Raw genomic sequence first — 17960 nt, 5'->3', positions numbered from 1 at the left:
TAAATCAAATTTCATTCGAGAGGTCAATTGATTGGTTAAAAAATGTCTTTGGTAGAAAAATGCTTTTGTAAACAGCAAAGAAACAACAAACCAAGAATCGCGGTAGTTCTTCATCGTCAATTTGTATACACGGGTCGTTTGGGGCAATTTTTACAACAAAATGGTTTTATTCTTGATATTTATCGGCCTATTTTTGGTCAGAAACTTCCAAATACGTTAGAAAATTATGCGGGCGTTGTTATTTTAGGGGGCCCTATGAGTGTCAATGATAAAGATGCTTATATTTGTAAAGAAATTGATTGGATTTCTTTGTCCCTGAAAAATAATAAACCTTTTTTAGGAATTTGTCTTGGAGCACAAATGTTAGCACGCAATATCGGTGGATGTGTGCATACGAGAAATGATGGATTTGTTGAAGTTGGTTGGTATCCATTAGAAGCAACATCACAGGGAAAAGCTCTGATGGAGTGGCCAGAAATGGTGTATCAGTTTCACGATGAAGGGATCTATGATTTGCCGAAAGAAGCTGTTCTATTAGCAACAGGTCAGCTTTATCCTACACAAGCATTTCGTTATGGAAATAATGCGTGGGGTATACAATTTCATGCCGAATTTACACGAGCAATGATGCGGCGTCTGGTGGTGTGTTCTGCTCAAAAATTAACTGAAAAAGGAGCACAACCTGTTTCTGCACACTTTGAAGGTCGTTTAGTTTATGATCGCGCTTTACGCAAATGGTTCAAAAATATGCTGCTTCATATTTTTGGTGCTCCCTGCTGTTTGGCCTATGAAAATTAAAAATGGCGTTTGTGTTTAATGTGATCATTTAAAAACAATTTTATTGTGTGTGTTTTGTCGATTGAGAGTGAAAAAATATTTTTCAGCTCAGCTGTTGAAGGGATGATTTTGACTATTTTGATCTTTAAAAAATATCGTCTATTTTTAGTTTCAAAATAAATAGACGGCCAATTTAATGCATCTTTTATGAAATCTCTTATAAAGAGAGGAAAAGTTTTTCTTAAATTTGGCCGTCTTTTATTACTTTTAAGCTTGGAAAGCAGAGTTTGTGAGTTGAGCAATCATGCTGGCTGCAAAAGTAAAGCGAGAAATATTGAGATCACCTTCAATAAGGGCGCCAATTCGGTTGATGACATTATGTAGTTGATCTTTTTCTGCTGTACTCCAAGCTGCAAGAGGATCATTATTTTCACCATAATTTTTGAGAATTTTTATCACGATTTGACGCAAGTTCTCAGCAATGTTCTCTTTTGCTTGGCTCAAAGCTATATTATCATAATAATCAATAACGGGAATTGTTTGACTTGCTTCATTGATGCGATTGATGCGAATAGTTTGGAAAAGTGAAGAATAAACTTTTGCGGTTTTAATAAGGTCGCTGTTGCATTGCTTTGCGACTAAAGAAATATCACAAATCATAGATGCAACATCGAGAAGAGCCAATTGTTTTGCAATCTCTTTTGAGACTCCTTCTTCACTATAGTGTATCATTTTTTCTTCAATTTTTTGTTTAATACCACTCTCGTTGAAGTGCATAAGTTGCTTTTCAATAAGACTACGGGATTCTTTAATGGCTGATACAAGCTCTTCTAATGATGAAGAAAGGTCCATATTACGCAGACCCCAATTTGTTGCTTCAAAGAGCATTGAAGTAATTGCTGCGTAGAATTTATTTTGAATAAGACCAGATACTTTATTATCAAGGCGATCAATTTGTTCAGACAATTGAGGAATTTCAAAACCATCTCGGATAGCGATAAAGACACGAATGATATTTTCAATCTTTTGTCCTGTTGTATCTTGCAGACGACTGATGAAAGTAATTCCTCCGCGATTAACAATATCATTGGCGATGAGTGTTGCGATAATCTCACGGCGTAGCTGATGATGAATGATTTCTTTTTCGAACTTTTGTTGCATTGGAGTCGGAAAATAGCTCAACAAAGCTGTGTTGAAATATGCATCATCAACAATAGAATTTTGAGCAATTTCTTCTTGCAAAGTTAGCTTAGCATAGGCCAAAAGAACAGCAAGTTCTGGACGCATGAGACCTTGGTTTTGGGTTATTCTTTGGCGTAAGATTTGTTCGCTAGGAAGAATTTCAACATGACGATCAAGCAGCTTTTTCTGCTCTAAATCATGCATAAAACGTATTTGATAAGGTAAATCAACAGTGCTATGACTTTCAGCGAGGGAAAGAGCAAGCGTTTGCAGATAATTATTGCGAAGAACTAATTGTTCAACTTGCGGAGTCATATTTTTCAAAAGTTCATTTCGCGCATCGCGAGTAAGTGTTTTTGCATGCAATGCTGATGCAAGAGCGATTTTGATATTAACTTCGAGATCAGAACAATTAACACCTGCAGAATTATCAATAGCATCGGTATTACAGCGTCCACCATTCAGAACATATTCAATGCGACCTCGTTGAGTCATGCCAAGGTTGGCTCCCTCTCCGACAATTTTAGCGCGGATTTGATTACCGGTAATTCGAAGAGCATCATTGGCACGATCACCAACTTGAGCATTGGTTTCTGTTGTTGCACGGATATAGGTTCCAATGCCTCCAAACCATAAAAGATCAACGGGTGCTTTTAAAATAGCAGATATAATTTCAAAAGGTGTTCCTTCTTGTTTTTCAAAGCCGATAGCCTGTGCTGCTTCGGGAGAAAGCGTAATGGTTTTTGCTGTGCGTGAGAAGATACCTCCACCTTTTGATAATTTGGTTTTATCATAGTCTTGCCAACTTGAGCGAGGAAGTTGAAATAAACGCATGCGTTCTGCGTAACTTTCAGCGATATTTGGGTCTGGATCAATAAAAATGTCACGATGGTCAAAAGCTGCAATAAGCTTTGTTTGTTGGGAAAGAAGCATTCCATTTCCAAAAACATCACCGGACATATCTCCGACACCAACACACGTAAAGGGTGTTGTTTGAATATCATGATTAAACAATTCTCTAAAATGTCTTTTGACAGCTTCCCATGCACCTTTTGCAGTGATTCCAATGGCTTTGTGATCGTAACCTGCAGATCCCCCAGAAGCAAAAGCATCATCGAGCCAAAAATGATTGGCTTGGCTAATGGTATTTGCAGTATCAGAAAAAGTTGCCGTTCCTTTGTCAGCAGCAACCACAAAATAAGGATCATCACCATCATGACGAATCACATTGTGAGGCGCACTTATTTTTCCATTGATTAGATTATCTGTAATGGAGAGCATTGCTGTGATATAATCAATATAAGCTTGCCGTGCTGCTTCTGCTATAAGAGCACGATCGTTTGTTTGAGGAAGATTATGTGGATAGAACCCTCCTTTTGCACCAACAGGAACGATAACCGAGTTTTTAACTTGTTGAGCTTTAACTAGACTTAAGACTTCTGTACGATAATCTAATGCGCGGTCGGACCAACGAATACCACCACGAGCAACCGAACCAAAACGCAAATGAACCCCTTCAACTTCTGGGCCATAAACAAAAATTTCTCGGTATGGACGTGGTTCAGGGAGATCTTCAATTTTACGAGGATTCAATTTTGTTGCTAAGATTCGTCGTGGGCTGCCATCTGAAAGAGGAGTAAAAGCGTTGGTTCTTAAGCTTGCTGCGATAAGGTTACGATAACGGCGCAAAATGAGATCATCATCTAAACTCGGTACTTTTTGGAGTTTTTCTTCGATGCGTTGTTGAATGATTTGTTCATTCTTTTGTCTTTCTTCTTCTGTATGACTTGGGTGAAACTTCAAATAAAACAGAGCATACAGATCTTGAGTAATATCGGGATAGTCGTTTAAAGTTTGAGCAACACGTTCTTGTGAGTACGGTATCCCAGCTTGTTGAAGATAACGTCCATAATGACGCAAAATAACAATTTCACGCCAGTTCAGCTGAGCTGTTTGAGTGAGAGCGTTGAAAGCATCATTATCAGCGTTGCGTGCCCAAACAGCTTCGAATGTTTCAGCGTACTTTGAACCGTTTTTGTCAAGATCAACATGAAGTTGGAAAGCACTTTCTAACAACATGTCATGAAGATACACATGGTGTCCGTGTCCATCTGGGAGCTTTAGGGTTTGTTCAGCGATAACACGAAAGCCCATATTTTCAAGAAGAGGAACCCGCTTAGAAAGAGATAGAGCTTCAGAACGGTGAAATAATCTGAGAGCAATTCTGTGTTTTTCTGTATTGTGAGTCGGATAAAAAGTAACAAAAAGAGGATTTTTATTATTAAGGCTTAGAATGTGACCCGCATCATCAACGGCATTTTCTGCTGAAAATAAGTCACGATAACTATTTGGGAATTGATTGGCAAGAAATGTTTGCTGGTCTGTAGCTTTTCGTGCAAGAGCCACTGTTTGAATACTATCTTCCCAGTTTTGAGTAATAGAACGAATATTTTTTTCAAGAGTTGCACGCTCAATAAAAGGGATGCTTTCATTTCTTTTACAGTGAATGGTATAATGGACACGTGTCAGTGTGCTTTCTAAAAAAAGGGGATAGGATTCAACAAAATTACCTTTGTAGATGTCTGCTAAATGTTCACCGATCTTTTCGCGAATTTTCCCACTATATTGGTCACGGGGTACATATACAAGGATAGAAACAAAACGTCCAAAAGGATCCGTATGAGCAAGAACACGTAAACGTGGGCGCTCATCTAGTTGTAGAATAAGTTTGGCATTTTCAGTTAATGTGTCGACATTGGAACGAAACATTTCATCTCTTGGATAGGTCTCTAGAACACTGACAAGAGCTTTCCCAGAATAATCAGCTCGATTATAACCAAGATGTTGAATAATCGTTTCAGCTTTATCTTTTAAGAAAGGAATTTGCAAAATAGAGCGTGTATATGCTGAAGAGGTAAATAATCCTACAATACGCAATTCTCCGCTGAGATGTCCTTTTTGATTAAAAATTTTAATGCCAATATAATCGAGCCAAACGGGACGGTGAATTTTTGAACGGCTATTGGCTTTTGTTACGATAAGCAGATTATTGCTTTCCATAAAGGATAAAACTTCTTGAGGAGGCTCTTCTACACAGGCATCCCCAATAATACGAATGGAAGCATCTGTCAGAATACCAAGTTTTATATCTCCTGCTGTGAAGGCTTTGGAAGGTTCTACATTTGGGGTGAAATTATATGTACGCATTCCAAGGAAGATAAAATTATTGCCCATGAGCCATTTAAGAAACTCAACGGCTTTTTCACCTTCTTTTTGGTAATGTTGTGGCAGATTTGTTTGATAGGCATGAATGTGCTTTTTGACTTCCTCAAGCATGGGGTTCCAGTCTTGCACAGCAGCATTAACTTGTTCGAGCACTAAAAAGAGTTCATCTTTAAGTTTTTTAGTTTTTTGTTCATCAAAAAGTTCAATGTGAATTTGCATTAAGCTGATTCGTTGTCCAGAAGCACAATCGAGAATAGGATGAGCAATCAAATAAATGTGCTTTGTATGTTGATTGAAGACATTCAAAATAGAATCAAGCAGAAAAGGTTTGTTATCATTAACAAGCGTGACAACAGTGATAGGCTTTCCATTACGGGTTAAATTATGGTCAAAACAAATTGTTGTTGCTTCTGTTTTATGCTGGTTAAAGGCTTCAGTGGCGGTAGCAGCAGCTTTTTGAAGCTCTTCTTTTTTGTAACAGACTATATCTTCTCTATCTGTATGAGTGAAAAGGATTTGTTCTATTTCATCGTAATTTTTTTTTACACATTGTTTTAACACAATAATTGCCCCTTTTTTCCTCTTGACGACCTGTCCTCCTCACAAGAGTAGGTCATGATGTTAACCTTTGTGCACTGTAACACCTTCTTTTCGAATGAGATAGTTTTTTAAAAAGATAATAAACTTATTTTTCTTAGTTTTTGGCAAACTATTGGTATATGGAGAAAGTCTATTGTGTAGAAAGAAGGATATTTTAAATGTATAATATAAAGCAAAGTAATTTATCATGACATATTTACCAAAAAAACTTTTAACTGGGTATCAATCGTTTATAAAAAATCATTTTTCGCACAAAATGCCGCATTATCAGCAATTGGCAGATGAAGGGCAGAAACCAGAGATTTTGGTGATTGCTTGTTGTGATTCTCGTGCTATTCCGGAAACAATTTTTGATGCTCGACCCGGTGAAATTTTTGTGTTGCGCAATGTTGCAAATTTAATTCCGCCATTTTCTCCTGATCAACAGTATCATGCAACATCAGCAGCAATTGAATTTGCAGTGAAATTATTAGAGGTCAAGCACATTGTCATTTTGGGTCACGCGCATTGTGGTGGGATTAACACTATTCTCGATGGACGCTGTCAATCTTTAGCATCAGATGATTTTATTGGTCAGTGGATGAAGCTTTTAGCTCCAGCAGGAGAAGCTGTTGCGAGTAATAAATTTCTTACTGCAGCAGAGCGACAGACAGCGTTAGAACGTATTTCTATCCGTTATTCTTTGAAAAATTTGGAAACATTTCCATGGTTAAAAGCGCGCAAAGATCAGGGTCTCTTAACGTTACATGGAGCTTGGTTTGATATTTCAAGTGGTGAACTGTGGAGTATGGATCATGAAACAGGAAATTTTGTGCGCGTTCAAAATGAATTTTGATAAACATACCTACCTTATAAATTAAATATCCCTATTCTTTCGCATAAAAAGGAAATATGTGATATAATCTTGACAAAGAAAAGTTTTTGTTGTTTGAAGAAATGAGCATTTAATAACAAAAAGCTAAATGAGAGCCACTGACTGGGACCCCGCTGTTGGGTATAAAGAGATCCCAGAGGTCAACATCCGACGACGCGATGCGTTCTCGGGTGCTGTTTTGGTTTTTTGTTGGTTATGCAGCAATGAGGTAAGTGATGTTTGAATCTTTGCAAGAACGATTGGGATCTATTCTGTCTAATTTGACAGGACGTGGAGCTTTGTCTGATCAAGATGTGACTTCAGCACTGCGTGAAATTCGTCGTGCTTTATTAGAAGCAGATGTTGCACTTGATGTTGTGCGTTCTTTTACCGACAGAGTTCGTGAAAAAGCGGTTGGGTCTGCAATTGTTAAGTCCATTAAACCTGGCCAAATGGTTGTTAAAATTGTTCATGATGAACTTGTTAACATGTTGGGTGGGGAAGGTGTTTTAAGTGATTTAAATGCGCCAGCGCCAGTTGTTATCATGTTAGTTGGTTTGCAGGGATCAGGAAAAACAACAACAACAGCAAAGCTTGCAAAACGTTTAACCGACAAGCAAAGTAAAAAAGTTTTAATGGCCTCGTTAGATACACGTCGTCCAGCGGCACAAGAACAGCTTCGTCAATTGGGTGAACAAGCCAATCTTGCAAGCTTACCTATTGTTACTGGTCAATCTGTTATTGATATTACTGCACGTGCTGTGCAAGCAGCTAAATTGGGTGGTTATGATGTTCTTCTGCTTGATACGGCAGGGCGTAACCATATTGATGAAGAATTGATGGAGGAATTGTTGGAGGTCAAAGCATCTTCGCATCCTCATGAAATTATGTTGGTTGCTGATAGCTTGACCGGTCAGGATGCGGTTCATCTTGCACGTTCATTTGATGAACGTGTCGGAATTACAGGGATTATTTTAACTCGAATGGATAGTGATGGTCGTGGGGGTGCGGCTCTTTCTATGCGTGCTGTTACGGGTAAGCCGATTAAAGCAATTGGAATTGGTGAAAAAATAGACGCTTTAGAAGAGTTTTATCCTCGTCGTATTGCGGATCGTATTCTTGGTATGGGAGATATTGTTTCTTTAGTTGAAAAGGCTGCAGAAACAATTGATCATGAAAAAGCCGCAGCATTTGCAAAAAAGATGCAGGCTGGGAAATTTGATTTAAATGATCTTGCAGAACAATTGCATAAAATGAAAAAGCTTGGCGGACTGGGAAGCATTATGGGAATGCTACCGGGTTTGAGTAAGGCAAAAGATCAAATTATGGCTGCAGGTTTTGATGATCGTCTTTTTAACCGACAATTGGCTATTATTTCGTCCATGACTCCAGAAGAACGGGCTCGCCCTGAGCTGTTGAAGCATAATCGGAAACAAAGAATTGCAAAAGGATCCGGCACAAGTGCTGCTGATATTAATAAACTGTTGAAAATATATCGCCAAATGGCTGACATGGTAAAGGCGATGGGAGGAAAAAATCAACGGAGCTTTATGGGAAAAATGTTTGAAGGACTTGGGGCTAAAATGGGATTAGGGGGCGCAGATTCTCTTAAAAATGCTCCTAATTCTATGCCTGATTTATCGGGGTTTGATCCCAGTCAATTATCAGAATTGCAAAAACATGTTGAGAAAAGCAGTTTAGGGCAGACTCTTCCGGGTCTTCCTGGAAGTGGAGTAAAACTCCCTGAATCCCTTGGAAATCTCCCTTATAGGGGAGGAAAAAATCCTCTCTTTCCGAAGAAAAAATAAAAGAAAGAATTTTATGCCGATAAAAAGAGTAAACAAATTAATGCGTTTACAAAGAGTAATTGAGCTTTCCATTACGACATTGATGCGTGTTGTGGCAAAGTCCTGTCATTGTGTGTGGGGAAATAAAATTTTAAAATGTCATTATGTTTTGTCTCGCGTAGATTTTATGCAATTGCAACATCAGGTAATTGGTTCGCGATAATGCATGATAGATGGTTATTGGGGTAGAAAAAATTTAAAAGAGCGTTTTTCAATAAGTTATTCGTCATTGTATAAAAATTGCTGAAGAGCAAAAAAAATAGTGCATTGGTTGCGACGAAAGCCAAGGCTAATAATAGGAGAAAAATATGGCATTAAAAATTCGTTTGTCCCGTGGTGGTTCAAAAAAACGTCCTTACTATCATATTGTTATTGCAGATGCGCGGAGCCCGCGCGATGGTCGTTTTCTTGAACGTGTTGGTGCATGGGATCCCATGTTGCCTAAAGATGGGCAGCGTGTAAAATTGAACGAAGACCGTATTCAATATTGGCTTGGTCAAGGTGCTCAACCGACAGATCGTGTTTTGCGGTTTTTAGATGCTGCTGGTTTAAGAAAACGTCCAGCGCGCAATAATCCACATAAAGGTGAACCTGGCAAGAAAGCACAAGAACGTATGGCTGCAGCAAAACAAGCTGCAGAGGAAGCTGCTGCTGAGACAGAACAAGCGTAATTTCTTCACAATCGCCTACATTCTACATTGTATTTAAAATATTGATGTGTAAGTAGGCGGTTGTAATCTCTTTTTATGGGAGCGATTTTGAGGATATTGGACTTTTTAATAAGGTTGTTTTATTCGTTAAGGTTGATTTTTGTTTTTTAAAAGTCAATAGCACGGCCTTTTATTTCCCAATCTCCATAGCGAGCTGGATCTTTACCGCCGCGCCCTCCTTTTTCTAAAGGTACATTTTCTTTTGTTTCTTTTTTGCGTCTTTCTTCGGCTTCTTGTAAAGCGCGTTGTGCCTCTGGAGAGAGAGAGCGTTGTTGTTGAGAGAAATTGACGCTCTGTTTATTTATTTTTTCATCTTTTTTATTCATTTTACACCTTAGTTCCATTGAAGAAGAAGGAACAAAAACCCATCATATAAGAATAATGATGTTTTATCACGGAGTTTTTTCAAGAATGAACATAATGCGTACAGCAATGCTTTTGGCTTTTATGACGGCTCTTTTTATGGGGGTTGGCTATCTCGTTGGAGGAAGCAATGGTATGGTTATTGCGCTTTTGATAGCGGGAGGCTTAAACTTTTTTTCTTATTGGAACTCGGATAAAATGGTTTTGCGAATGTATGGTGCTCGTGAAGTGGATCAGCATTCGTCTCCAGTTTATTATAAAATTGTGCATGAATTAGCCCGAAGAGCTTCTCTGCCACAGCCAAGAGTTTATGTCATTGATAGTGAGCAACCAAATGCTTTTGCTACGGGGCGTAATCCACACAATGCTGCTGTTGCTGCAAGTACAGGACTGCTGAAACAATTGAGTCCAGAGGAAGTTTCTGGTGTTATGGCTCATGAATTAGCGCATATTGAAAATCGTGATACATTGACGATGACACTTGCTGCAACCATTGCAGGAGCTGTTTCGATGCTTGGTAATTTCGCTCTATTTTCTGGAGGACAACGCAATTCTTCAGAAAACTCTCATAGTTCTGGAATGATTGGAACGATTATTGCTTTGTTCGTGGCACCTTTTGCAGCTATGATGGTGCAAATGGCTATTAGTCGGACACGAGAATATGCTGCTGATCGACGAGGGGCTGAAATTTGTGGTAATCCTTTATGGTTAGCTTCAGCTTTAAGTAAGATTGCAGGGGGAGGACATGCAATATACAATGAAGAAGCAGAACATAATCCAGCAACCGCTCACATGTTTATTATTAATCCTTTAAGTGGTGAAAAGGCAGATAGCCTCTTTTCTACACATCCCGAGACGGCCAATCGTATTGCTGCTCTTTACCAACAAGCCAAAGAGATGAATGAGCCATTACCTCAGAGTATAAAGTGGACTGTAGACAGTGGAATGAGTGAAAAAAACAAGAATTTAAGCTATAAAAATTTTGAGTTAAATGCTAAGAACGAAAAACTGAGTGATCAAGAAATAAGGGGCTTTCGGCGCATAACAGATCGCCCCGCTTGGCTTATTCATAAAGATTCGAAGAAACCTCGATCATAAATTTTAAAGAAGATAAATTCTAAACAACATAAAATAATAAGGCACTATTTTGAACAGCAAAAAAACGGGATATGGATCTGAAATAAATGTTCCGGGGTTGGCTGTTCGCCAAGTTTGCGTTCGTCTGTTAGGGGCTATACTCGATAAACATACATCTCTTTCTGGTTTAACAGATAATGAGCATGGACATCCACATTATTTAAAGCTTTCACATCGAGATCGTTTATTGTGTCGTGCTATTTTGAGCGCTGCGTTGCGTCATAGAGGGCAGATTACAGCGGCGTTATCACAATTTTTAGAACGTCCTTTACCACGGCAAGCGGTTTCATTGCAGCATCTTTTACATATTGGTGCAGCTCAAATTCTTTATCTTGATATTCCTGATCATGCTGCAATTGATTTGGCTGTGCGTGTTGCTAAACTTGATCCTCGTATGCGCCGTTTTTCAGGATTGGTGAATGCGATTTTACGTAATTTTGCACGTGCAGCAGTCTCTTTGCGTATGCAAAACCCCATTCTTGAGAATGTTCCAGCTTGGTTTGCACAGCTTTTAGTGTCTGCATATGGAGCGGATAAAGCGAATCAAATTCTTACTGCTCAGGAAAAGGAACCGCCGCTTGATTTGACAGTAAAATCTGATAGCTCTGGTTGGGCAGAACGGCTTGGAGGTATTGTTTTACCGAATGGTTCGGTTCGATTAAACACTGTGAATTGTTCTGTTGTTGATTTACCAGGATATGCAGAAGGAGAATGGTGGATTCAAGATGTTGCGGCAGCATTGCCTGCTTGTTTGTTGGGAGATATCCGTGGAAAACAAGTGGCTGATCTTTGTGCTTGCCCTGGAGGGAAAACAGCGCAATTGGCTTTGCAAGGTGCCAATGTGACAGCCATTGATATTTCAGCGAATCGAATAAAACGTTTACATGAAAATATGAATCGGCTTCATTTTTCAGTCAATTATTGGACTGGTGATGTAAAAAATTTTGATTCTGGACAATTGTTTGATGCTGTTCTTCTGGATGCTCCTTGTTCTTCTACTGGAACGATCCGTCGTCATCCGGACATTTTATGGACCAAATCGATGAACGATATCGTTAAATTGGCAGCATTGCAGTATGATTTGCTTTTGACGGCAATCACTTTGGTTAAAAAAGGTGGGCGGATTATTTTTTCTAACTGTTCTTTGGCAAAAGAAGAAGGTGAAGATCTTATTCAGAAAATTTTATCGACACGTAATGATATTGTTTTAGAGCCTATTTTAGCAGAAGAAATGGGTGGTATGGCTCATTTATTGTCGGATGAGGGGGTTTTACGCACAACGCCAGCTGATTATTGTGGTGATGTTGTTGATTCTGAGAAAAAATTGTTAACAGGAATGGACGGTTTTTTTGCTGCTCGTTTTCGGAAAGTATTTTAGTTAACGCTTCATTTACCAAAATCATCGAAAGTATGTTTGATAAAATATACGGAGATATGGTTGTGACGATTGCAGTGATAGTCCCACAGATAAAAGCATCGACTTTTGTGTATAAGGCACATCAATTTTTACGGCGTTTATGGGTTGGGCCATTGTTTCGTTGGCGATTTTCAGGTTTTCGTCCGCACAAGATTTTAGCGCATCCGATTGATTTGCATCTTGCTGATCCTGCAATGGCGCATGAATTTTATCATGGCCGTTTTGCTTTTGCGGGTCGTGTTGTCCATTCTGGTGCTGTTTCGCCGTTTTCCTTGATTCCGCCAACCCCTGAATGGGAAATTGCACTGCATGATTTTCATTGGTTACGGCATATGACAATGGCGCACAGCGAATTAGCTGCAGCGCATGCGCGCTCTTTATTGGAAGATTGGTTTGACCATAGTAGTAAGAGTGTCAAAGGACTCCCATGGAGCAATGTTGTTGTTGCGCGGCGTTTGATTTCGTGGATTTGTCATTCACAAATGTTATTGAGAGGTGCAAGTGAACGATTTGAAAGACGTTTTTTACGTTCGCTTGGTTTTCAGTTTCGCTATTTACGCATTTCGATTCGTAGTATGGAAAACAATGATAAACGCTTGCAAGCCGCAATCGCTTTGACATTCGCTTCACTCGCTTTACCTGTTTCTTCTGCGATGAAAAAGAAAGCGCAAATATATCTTGTTCAAGAGCTTTCACGACAAATTCTTATCGATGGAGGTCATATTTCACGCAGTCCTGCAGTGTTGCTCAGTTTATTGTCTGATTTATTATCTTTGCGTCACCTTTATATGCACAGCAATGAAAAAGCCCCACGAATTCTCATTGATTCTATTGAACGTATGCTGCCAGCTTTACGGTTTTTTGTCCATGAAGATAAAACGTTGGCGCAGTTTAATGGGACGGGATCTATTATGCCAGCACATTTATCTGTTATTTTAGATCTTGATGAAACAGAAGGGCACCCTTTTAGTTATGCACGTTATTCCGGTTTTCAACGCTTACAGGCCAATCAAACGACAGTTCTTGCAGATACGGGAAAGTTTCCACCATTGTCTGTTGCAGAAAATGCTTGTTCTGGATGTTTGTCATTTGAAATGTCTTCACAAGGGAGTCGTTTTATTATTAATGCAGGGATTAATTCTTATGGACGTTCAGAATATCGGCATTTTGGACGTGTCACAGCGGCGCATTCAACGGCAACAGTGAATGATTGTTCAGTAGGCATTTTTCGCAAAAAAAAGAACAGTGAAGCTTCCCTTTTAATAAAAGGTCCAACAGATGTAAATGTGCAACGTATAGAAAATTCTGAGAAAATTGGTTTTATTGCAAGCCATAATGGTTATGTGCAACCTTTTAGTTTGATTCATGAACGTGGTCTTATTTTAGCGGCAAATGGATCTATCATTGAAGGGTTCGATCGCTTTTTTATGCCTCATAATGAGCAATCAAATAAGCGTAATAAAGTTGCTCAAGAAAATAATAATGTGGCCGTGCGATTTCATATTCATCCACACATTGAGGTTAGCCATGAGGGAAATTCTATACGTTTGGCTGCTAGCAGTGAAAATGTGTGGCATTTTATATCACCTGACGTGCATATCTGTCTTGAAGATTCTATTGATTTTGCAGAAATATCAGGTCCACAACGTACGCAGCAGATCGTTTTATATTTTCGTCCCGTATCGCAGGAAAAAGTTCGTTGGCGTTTTGTTCGTGATCAAATGAATTCATAAAAGCTCTATCAATTAAGCTGATTCGCTAAAAGAAGCGTGATTTTCTTTAATGTTGATGTCGAAGAAGAGCATTGTGTTCTTTTAAGAAGCTGTGACAATGGTGTATGCTGTGATTCTTTTATATGATTGTATTTGAATCTTTGCCATTTTATTTTTAGGATTTTGTTATGGCTGTTACTTCAGAAAATTTTCCTATCCCTGATCTTCATCGTGTTCGTCGTGCGCTTCTTTCTGTTTCTGATAAAACTGGTTTAGTGGAATTTGCTCAAGCACTTCATGCTTATGGCATTGAATTGATTTCAACAGGAGGAACATCTCACGCGCTGGTTGCTGCTGGTTTACCTGTCAAAGATATTTCTGCAGTAACAGACTTTCCAGAAATTATGGATGGGCGTGTTAAAACACTTCATCCTCTCGTTCATGGTGCTTTATTAGGAGTGAGAGATAATCCCAATCATGCAGATGCGATGGAAAAGCATGGAATCAAAGGCATTGATCTGCTTGTGGTTAATCTTTATCCTTTCGAAGAAACATCTCAATCAGGGGCAGATTCGCAGACAATTTTAGAAAATATTGATATTGGCGGACCAGCAATGATTCGCGCTGCAGCTAAAAATCATGCTTATACAGGTGTTGTAACAGCCGTTTGTGATTATGATTCGGTTTTAGATGAATTAAAAAAGAATAATGGATTCCTAAGTTTTCTATTTCGACGTCAATTAGCTCTTCGTGCTTATGAACGCACAGCCTCGTATGATGCTGCTATAGCGTCTTGGTTTGCGCAAGACTTAAAGATTGAAACGCCATCTTGGCAGAGCTTTTCTGGTCGTCTTGAAAGTGTGATGCGTTATGGAGAAAATCCGCATCAGAGAGCAGCATTTTATCGTTTTCGTGATAAACGTTTTGGGGTTGCAACAGCAACACTTTTGCAAGGCAAGATGCTATCGTACAACAATATGAATGATACAGATGCAGCTTTTGAGCTTGTTGCAGAATTTGATCCTCAGAAAACACCTGCTGTTGCTATCATTAAACACGCTAATCCTTGTGGAGTCGCAGAAGGGAAAAGTTTGAAAGAGGCTTATTTGAGTGCTCTTGCTTGTGATAGTGTATCGGCATTTGGTGGAATTATAGCTTTAAATCAGACACTTGATGAAGAGTGTGCACGAGAGATTATAAAAATTTTTACAGAAGTGATTATTGCTCCGGATGCGACAATGGCTGCGCGTGAAATTATTGCGCAGAAAAAAAATCTCCGTTTGCTTATAACAGGTGGTTTGCCTGATCCACGCGGCAGTGGATGGATGGCTAAAACACTTGCAGGAGGAATGTTGGTACAGTCTCGGGATAATATGGTTGTTGATGATCTTCATTTGCAAGTGGTCACGAAGAGAGCACCAAGTGAAAGCGAAATGAGAGATCTTCAATTCGCTTTTCGTGTGGTTAAGCATGTTAAATCAAATGCTATTGTCTATGCAAAAAATAGCGCTACAGTTGGTATAGGGGCAGGTCAAACGAGTCGTATTGATTCGGCAAAAATTGCCGCTCAAAAGGCCGAAGAAAGTGCGCAAAGAATGGGATTAACAGAACCTTTAACCAAAGGATCTGTGGTTGCATCTGATGCGTTTTTTCCTTTTGCTGATGGTTTATTAGCTGCTGTTGAAGCTGGTGCAACAGCGATCATACAACCAGGGGGATCTGTGCGTGATCAGGAAGTCATTGAAGCGGCGAATGCACATGATTTAGCTATGGTTTTCACAGGTGTACGACATTTCCGTCATTAAGTTGATTGGCAAAGATTCTTAGCTGTTTAAAAGAAAAAAGTATTCAGTGTTTCTGTGCTATAAATGCATAACTTATATGCATTTATAGCACATCTCATTTTTGTAATTTATTCTATGTAAAGTGCTTTAGAACTTTAACATAAGGTTTGGGTAAAAGACGTGAATATTTTACGTTCCTATAGTCGTTGGCGTCGGTATCGTCGAACGATTAATGCTTTAAGTACTCTTTCTGCGTATGAGCTGAATGACCTTGGTATTAATCGTGGCGATATTCGCTTAGTTGCATGGCGTTCAGTCCATAAATCTTCTTCTTATTAATTTTTGATTCGATATTGATATGAGTGTTTTAATCATGAAAACCGCCTGTTGGTAGAAAATCGGCGGTTTTTTTATGGTTTATTATCAAGCTAGGATAAAGTAATAAGAGATATTATCATCAATGTCTTTTTGGTTTTTTCATATGTGTTTCTTCGCAAGAAAGAAATGTGAGCTCTGTTCATAGAAAATTTAAATGTGAGATGCTTTATGGTGAAGAAAGAAACCTATAAAATGAGAAATCTGAAACACTTTTTTTATCATGAAGGATGATTTTTTTAATTTTTATGTCGCAAAAGAAACAGACAACCTCCTAGAATACCAGCAGCTAAAGTAAACCACGTTATTGCGTAAATCAGATGATTATTCTGAAATTTTACTACGGTTAGACCTGCAATGGGGAGATCTGATTGTGTTTGCTGGCTGGCATCAATAAAATACGGAGCAACAGGCGATAATGCGAGCTTTTGCGCCATAGCAGGCAATTGTCGCGTATACCATAGATTTTGAGAAGGATCATTTTTACGTGGGAAAAATCCATTTTTTTCACTCATTCGTAAAAGGCCGATGATTGTCGTTTGTTTTGTATTCTCAAAATGAGAATCAGAAAAAGTATTTTCTTGTTTTTGGAAATGATGACGCGCATCCATAGGAATAAAACCACGATTGATAAAAGTTAGAGTTTTATCATTTGTCTGTAACGGCGTTAAAACCCAATAGCCGGTTGTATTTTGGGCAACGGCAGTGACAAAAATGGTCTTGTCTATTAGAAGTTTTCCAGTGATTGTAACTGGTCTATACTCATCTTTTTCAAAAGTAACGTGTGGCCATTGATTTTGAGGAGGAGCTTGGATGGGGGGTAAATGAATTCGTTGATTGGCACTGGTAATAAGATTCGTTTTCCAGTTTAATCGCTGCACTTGCCAAATTCCAAGTGCACTAAAAATAAGAAAAAAAAAGAGACATAATGCGCCAAACAAAATAGAAGAAAAATGAATGTATTTGCCTTGAAAGCTCATTTTTGGTCGGTGAATTTTATTCATAATAAAGTTTTCTTGGTAATGTATTAAAGAATTTTATACGTTTTGTAAAAAAGAGAGAAGAATTTTTCATAAAAGATTTGACATTTTGTAATTACTATTCTATAGAGACGCAAGTTTTTAATAGCGCTCTGTCGAAGAAAATTCTAGGGTATGTATGGAGTTCTTTAAAAGCTGAATATTAAAAATGTATAAGGTGAAGTCTATGTCTCGTGTCTGTGAATTGACTGGAAAAGCTGTTCAGTATGGAAATAATGTTAGCCATGCGAATAATAAGACACGTCGTCGCTTTTTACCAAATCTTTGTAACGTGACATTGATTTCAGAGGTCCTTCAGAAGGGATTTCGTTTGCGTATTTCAGCGAATGCTTTGCGTTCAGTTGAGCATCGTGGTGGTTTGGATAGTTTCTTGGCTAAGGCTGATGATAAGGAGTTATCACAACGTGCACGTTTGTTAAAGCGCCAAATTTCTAAGAAAAAAGCTGAATAACAGCCCTGTTGTCTTAGAAAGTGGTAATACGCTTTAAATCTTGGGGGATATTGTGAATTTTCTGACGAGGGATAGAATCCTTGTGCTTAGATTTAATATTTTTTAAGATTTTTTTGTTACCTTTCTAATATTTATTTTCCCCTTTAAAGGGTGTTATTTAGAGAAGTTTGAGTAATATCAAATAAGAAGGTTCTTCTGTGTCATTGAGGAGAGCTGTCTAGTATAGCTGATAATGTTAACCGAGCAAGTGGTAAAATATGGGATCATTTTTTACCGGCTTTTTTGTGGAGTGTTGATAGGAGCCTTTGTTATTTACATGGATCCTAGAAATGTTCTCAGGGGGTGTCGCGTGCGACTTTGTGCTCAGTTGAAGGTTTCAGCTAGTAACAGAATAGTGTTAACAGGTGAGTTATGCTTTCCTGTTAACGCAAAAGGTCTGCTGATTGTAGCAATAAATTAATTACGCAAATGGTATATCTGTTGTTGG

The 17960-nt window shown here is 38.6% G+C and carries 14 protein-coding genes; 11 read left to right on the top strand and 3 right to left on the bottom strand.

Going from position 1 to position 17960, the window contains the following annotated elements:
- The first annotated feature begins 42 nt into the window (after positions 1-42).
- A complete protein-coding gene (locus tag NPY00_RS00175) occupies positions 43-798 on the top strand; it encodes a glutamine amidotransferase (RefSeq protein WP_269020010.1) in 756 nt (251 codons plus the stop codon).
- A 246-nt stretch (positions 799-1044) separates the two neighbouring features.
- On the opposite strand, the gene NPY00_RS00170 is transcribed toward NPY00_RS00175, so the two are convergent.
- Complete coding sequence (locus NPY00_RS00170; RefSeq protein WP_269020008.1) at positions 1045-5745, bottom strand: NAD-glutamate dehydrogenase; 4701 nt, start codon at positions 5743-5745, stop codon at positions 1045-1047.
- Positions 5746-5971: 226 nt separating this feature from the next.
- On the opposite strand from NPY00_RS00170, the gene NPY00_RS00165 reads away from it, so the two are divergent.
- The 4 genes from NPY00_RS00165 to rpsP all read left to right on the top strand — a co-directional run bounded on the left by NPY00_RS00165 (position 5972) and on the right by rpsP (position 9155).
- On the top strand, positions 5972-6619 hold the full coding sequence (locus NPY00_RS00165) for a carbonic anhydrase (protein WP_269020006.1): 648 nt from the start codon (positions 5972-5974) through the stop codon (positions 6617-6619).
- 254 nt (positions 6620-6873) lie between these two features.
- A complete protein-coding gene (ffh, locus tag NPY00_RS00160; protein ID WP_269020005.1) occupies positions 6874-8445 on the top strand; it encodes a signal recognition particle protein in 1572 nt (523 codons plus the stop codon).
- 13 nt (positions 8446-8458) lie between these two features.
- Complete coding sequence (locus NPY00_RS00155; RefSeq protein ID WP_269020004.1) at positions 8459-8647, top strand: hypothetical protein; 189 nt, start codon at positions 8459-8461, stop codon at positions 8645-8647.
- Between the two features lie 145 nt (positions 8648-8792).
- A complete protein-coding gene (rpsP, locus tag NPY00_RS00150; protein WP_269020003.1) occupies positions 8793-9155 on the top strand; it encodes a 30S ribosomal protein S16 in 363 nt (120 codons plus the stop codon).
- Positions 9156-9301: 146 nt separating this feature from the next.
- Here rpsP and NPY00_RS00145 read toward each other — a convergent pair whose 3' ends face one another.
- Positions 9302-9520: a DUF1674 domain-containing protein gene (locus NPY00_RS00145; RefSeq protein WP_269020002.1), complete on the bottom strand. Its 219-nt coding sequence runs from the start codon at positions 9518-9520 to the stop codon at positions 9302-9304.
- Positions 9521-9605: 85 nt separating this feature from the next.
- Between NPY00_RS00145 and htpX the strand changes: the two genes are divergently transcribed.
- The 5 genes from htpX (at position 9606) to NPY00_RS00120 (ending at position 15946) form a co-directional block, all read left to right on the top strand.
- Positions 9606-10655 carry a zinc metalloprotease HtpX gene (htpX, locus tag NPY00_RS00140; RefSeq protein WP_269020001.1) on the top strand — a complete coding sequence of 350 codons (1050 nt, stop codon included), beginning with the start codon at positions 9606-9608 and terminating at the stop codon, positions 10653-10655.
- A 49-nt stretch (positions 10656-10704) separates the two neighbouring features.
- Entirely contained in the window at positions 10705-12072 is a 1368-nt protein-coding gene (locus NPY00_RS00135) for an RsmB/NOP family class I SAM-dependent RNA methyltransferase (RefSeq protein ID WP_269020000.1), read from the top strand.
- 32 nt (positions 12073-12104) lie between these two features.
- On the top strand, positions 12105-13844 hold the full coding sequence (locus NPY00_RS00130; protein WP_442864016.1) for a heparinase II/III family protein: 1740 nt from the start codon (positions 12105-12107) through the stop codon (positions 13842-13844).
- Positions 13845-14011: 167 nt separating this feature from the next.
- A complete protein-coding gene (gene purH / locus NPY00_RS00125; RefSeq protein ID WP_269019999.1) occupies positions 14012-15628 on the top strand; it encodes a bifunctional phosphoribosylaminoimidazolecarboxamide formyltransferase/IMP cyclohydrolase in 1617 nt (538 codons plus the stop codon).
- 159 nt (positions 15629-15787) lie between these two features.
- Positions 15788-15946 (top strand): DUF1127 domain-containing protein, encoded by a 159-nt coding sequence (locus tag NPY00_RS00120; RefSeq protein WP_269019998.1) that lies wholly within the window; start codon positions 15788-15790, stop codon positions 15944-15946.
- A 275-nt stretch (positions 15947-16221) separates the two neighbouring features.
- Here NPY00_RS00120 and NPY00_RS00115 read toward each other — a convergent pair whose 3' ends face one another.
- Positions 16222-16986: an SURF1 family protein gene (locus NPY00_RS00115; protein ID WP_269019997.1), complete on the bottom strand. Its 765-nt coding sequence runs from the start codon at positions 16984-16986 to the stop codon at positions 16222-16224.
- Positions 16987-17188: 202 nt separating this feature from the next.
- On the opposite strand from NPY00_RS00115, the gene rpmB reads away from it, so the two are divergent.
- A complete protein-coding gene (gene rpmB, locus NPY00_RS00110) occupies positions 17189-17473 on the top strand; it encodes a 50S ribosomal protein L28 (protein WP_269019996.1) in 285 nt (94 codons plus the stop codon).
- Positions 17474-17960 lie beyond the last annotated feature (487 nt).

Source organism: Bartonella sp. F02 (assembly GCF_026929975.1).
Classification (GTDB): domain Bacteria; phylum Pseudomonadota; class Alphaproteobacteria; order Rhizobiales; family Rhizobiaceae; genus Bartonella.
This window is presented reverse-complemented; position numbering and strand designations above follow the sequence as displayed.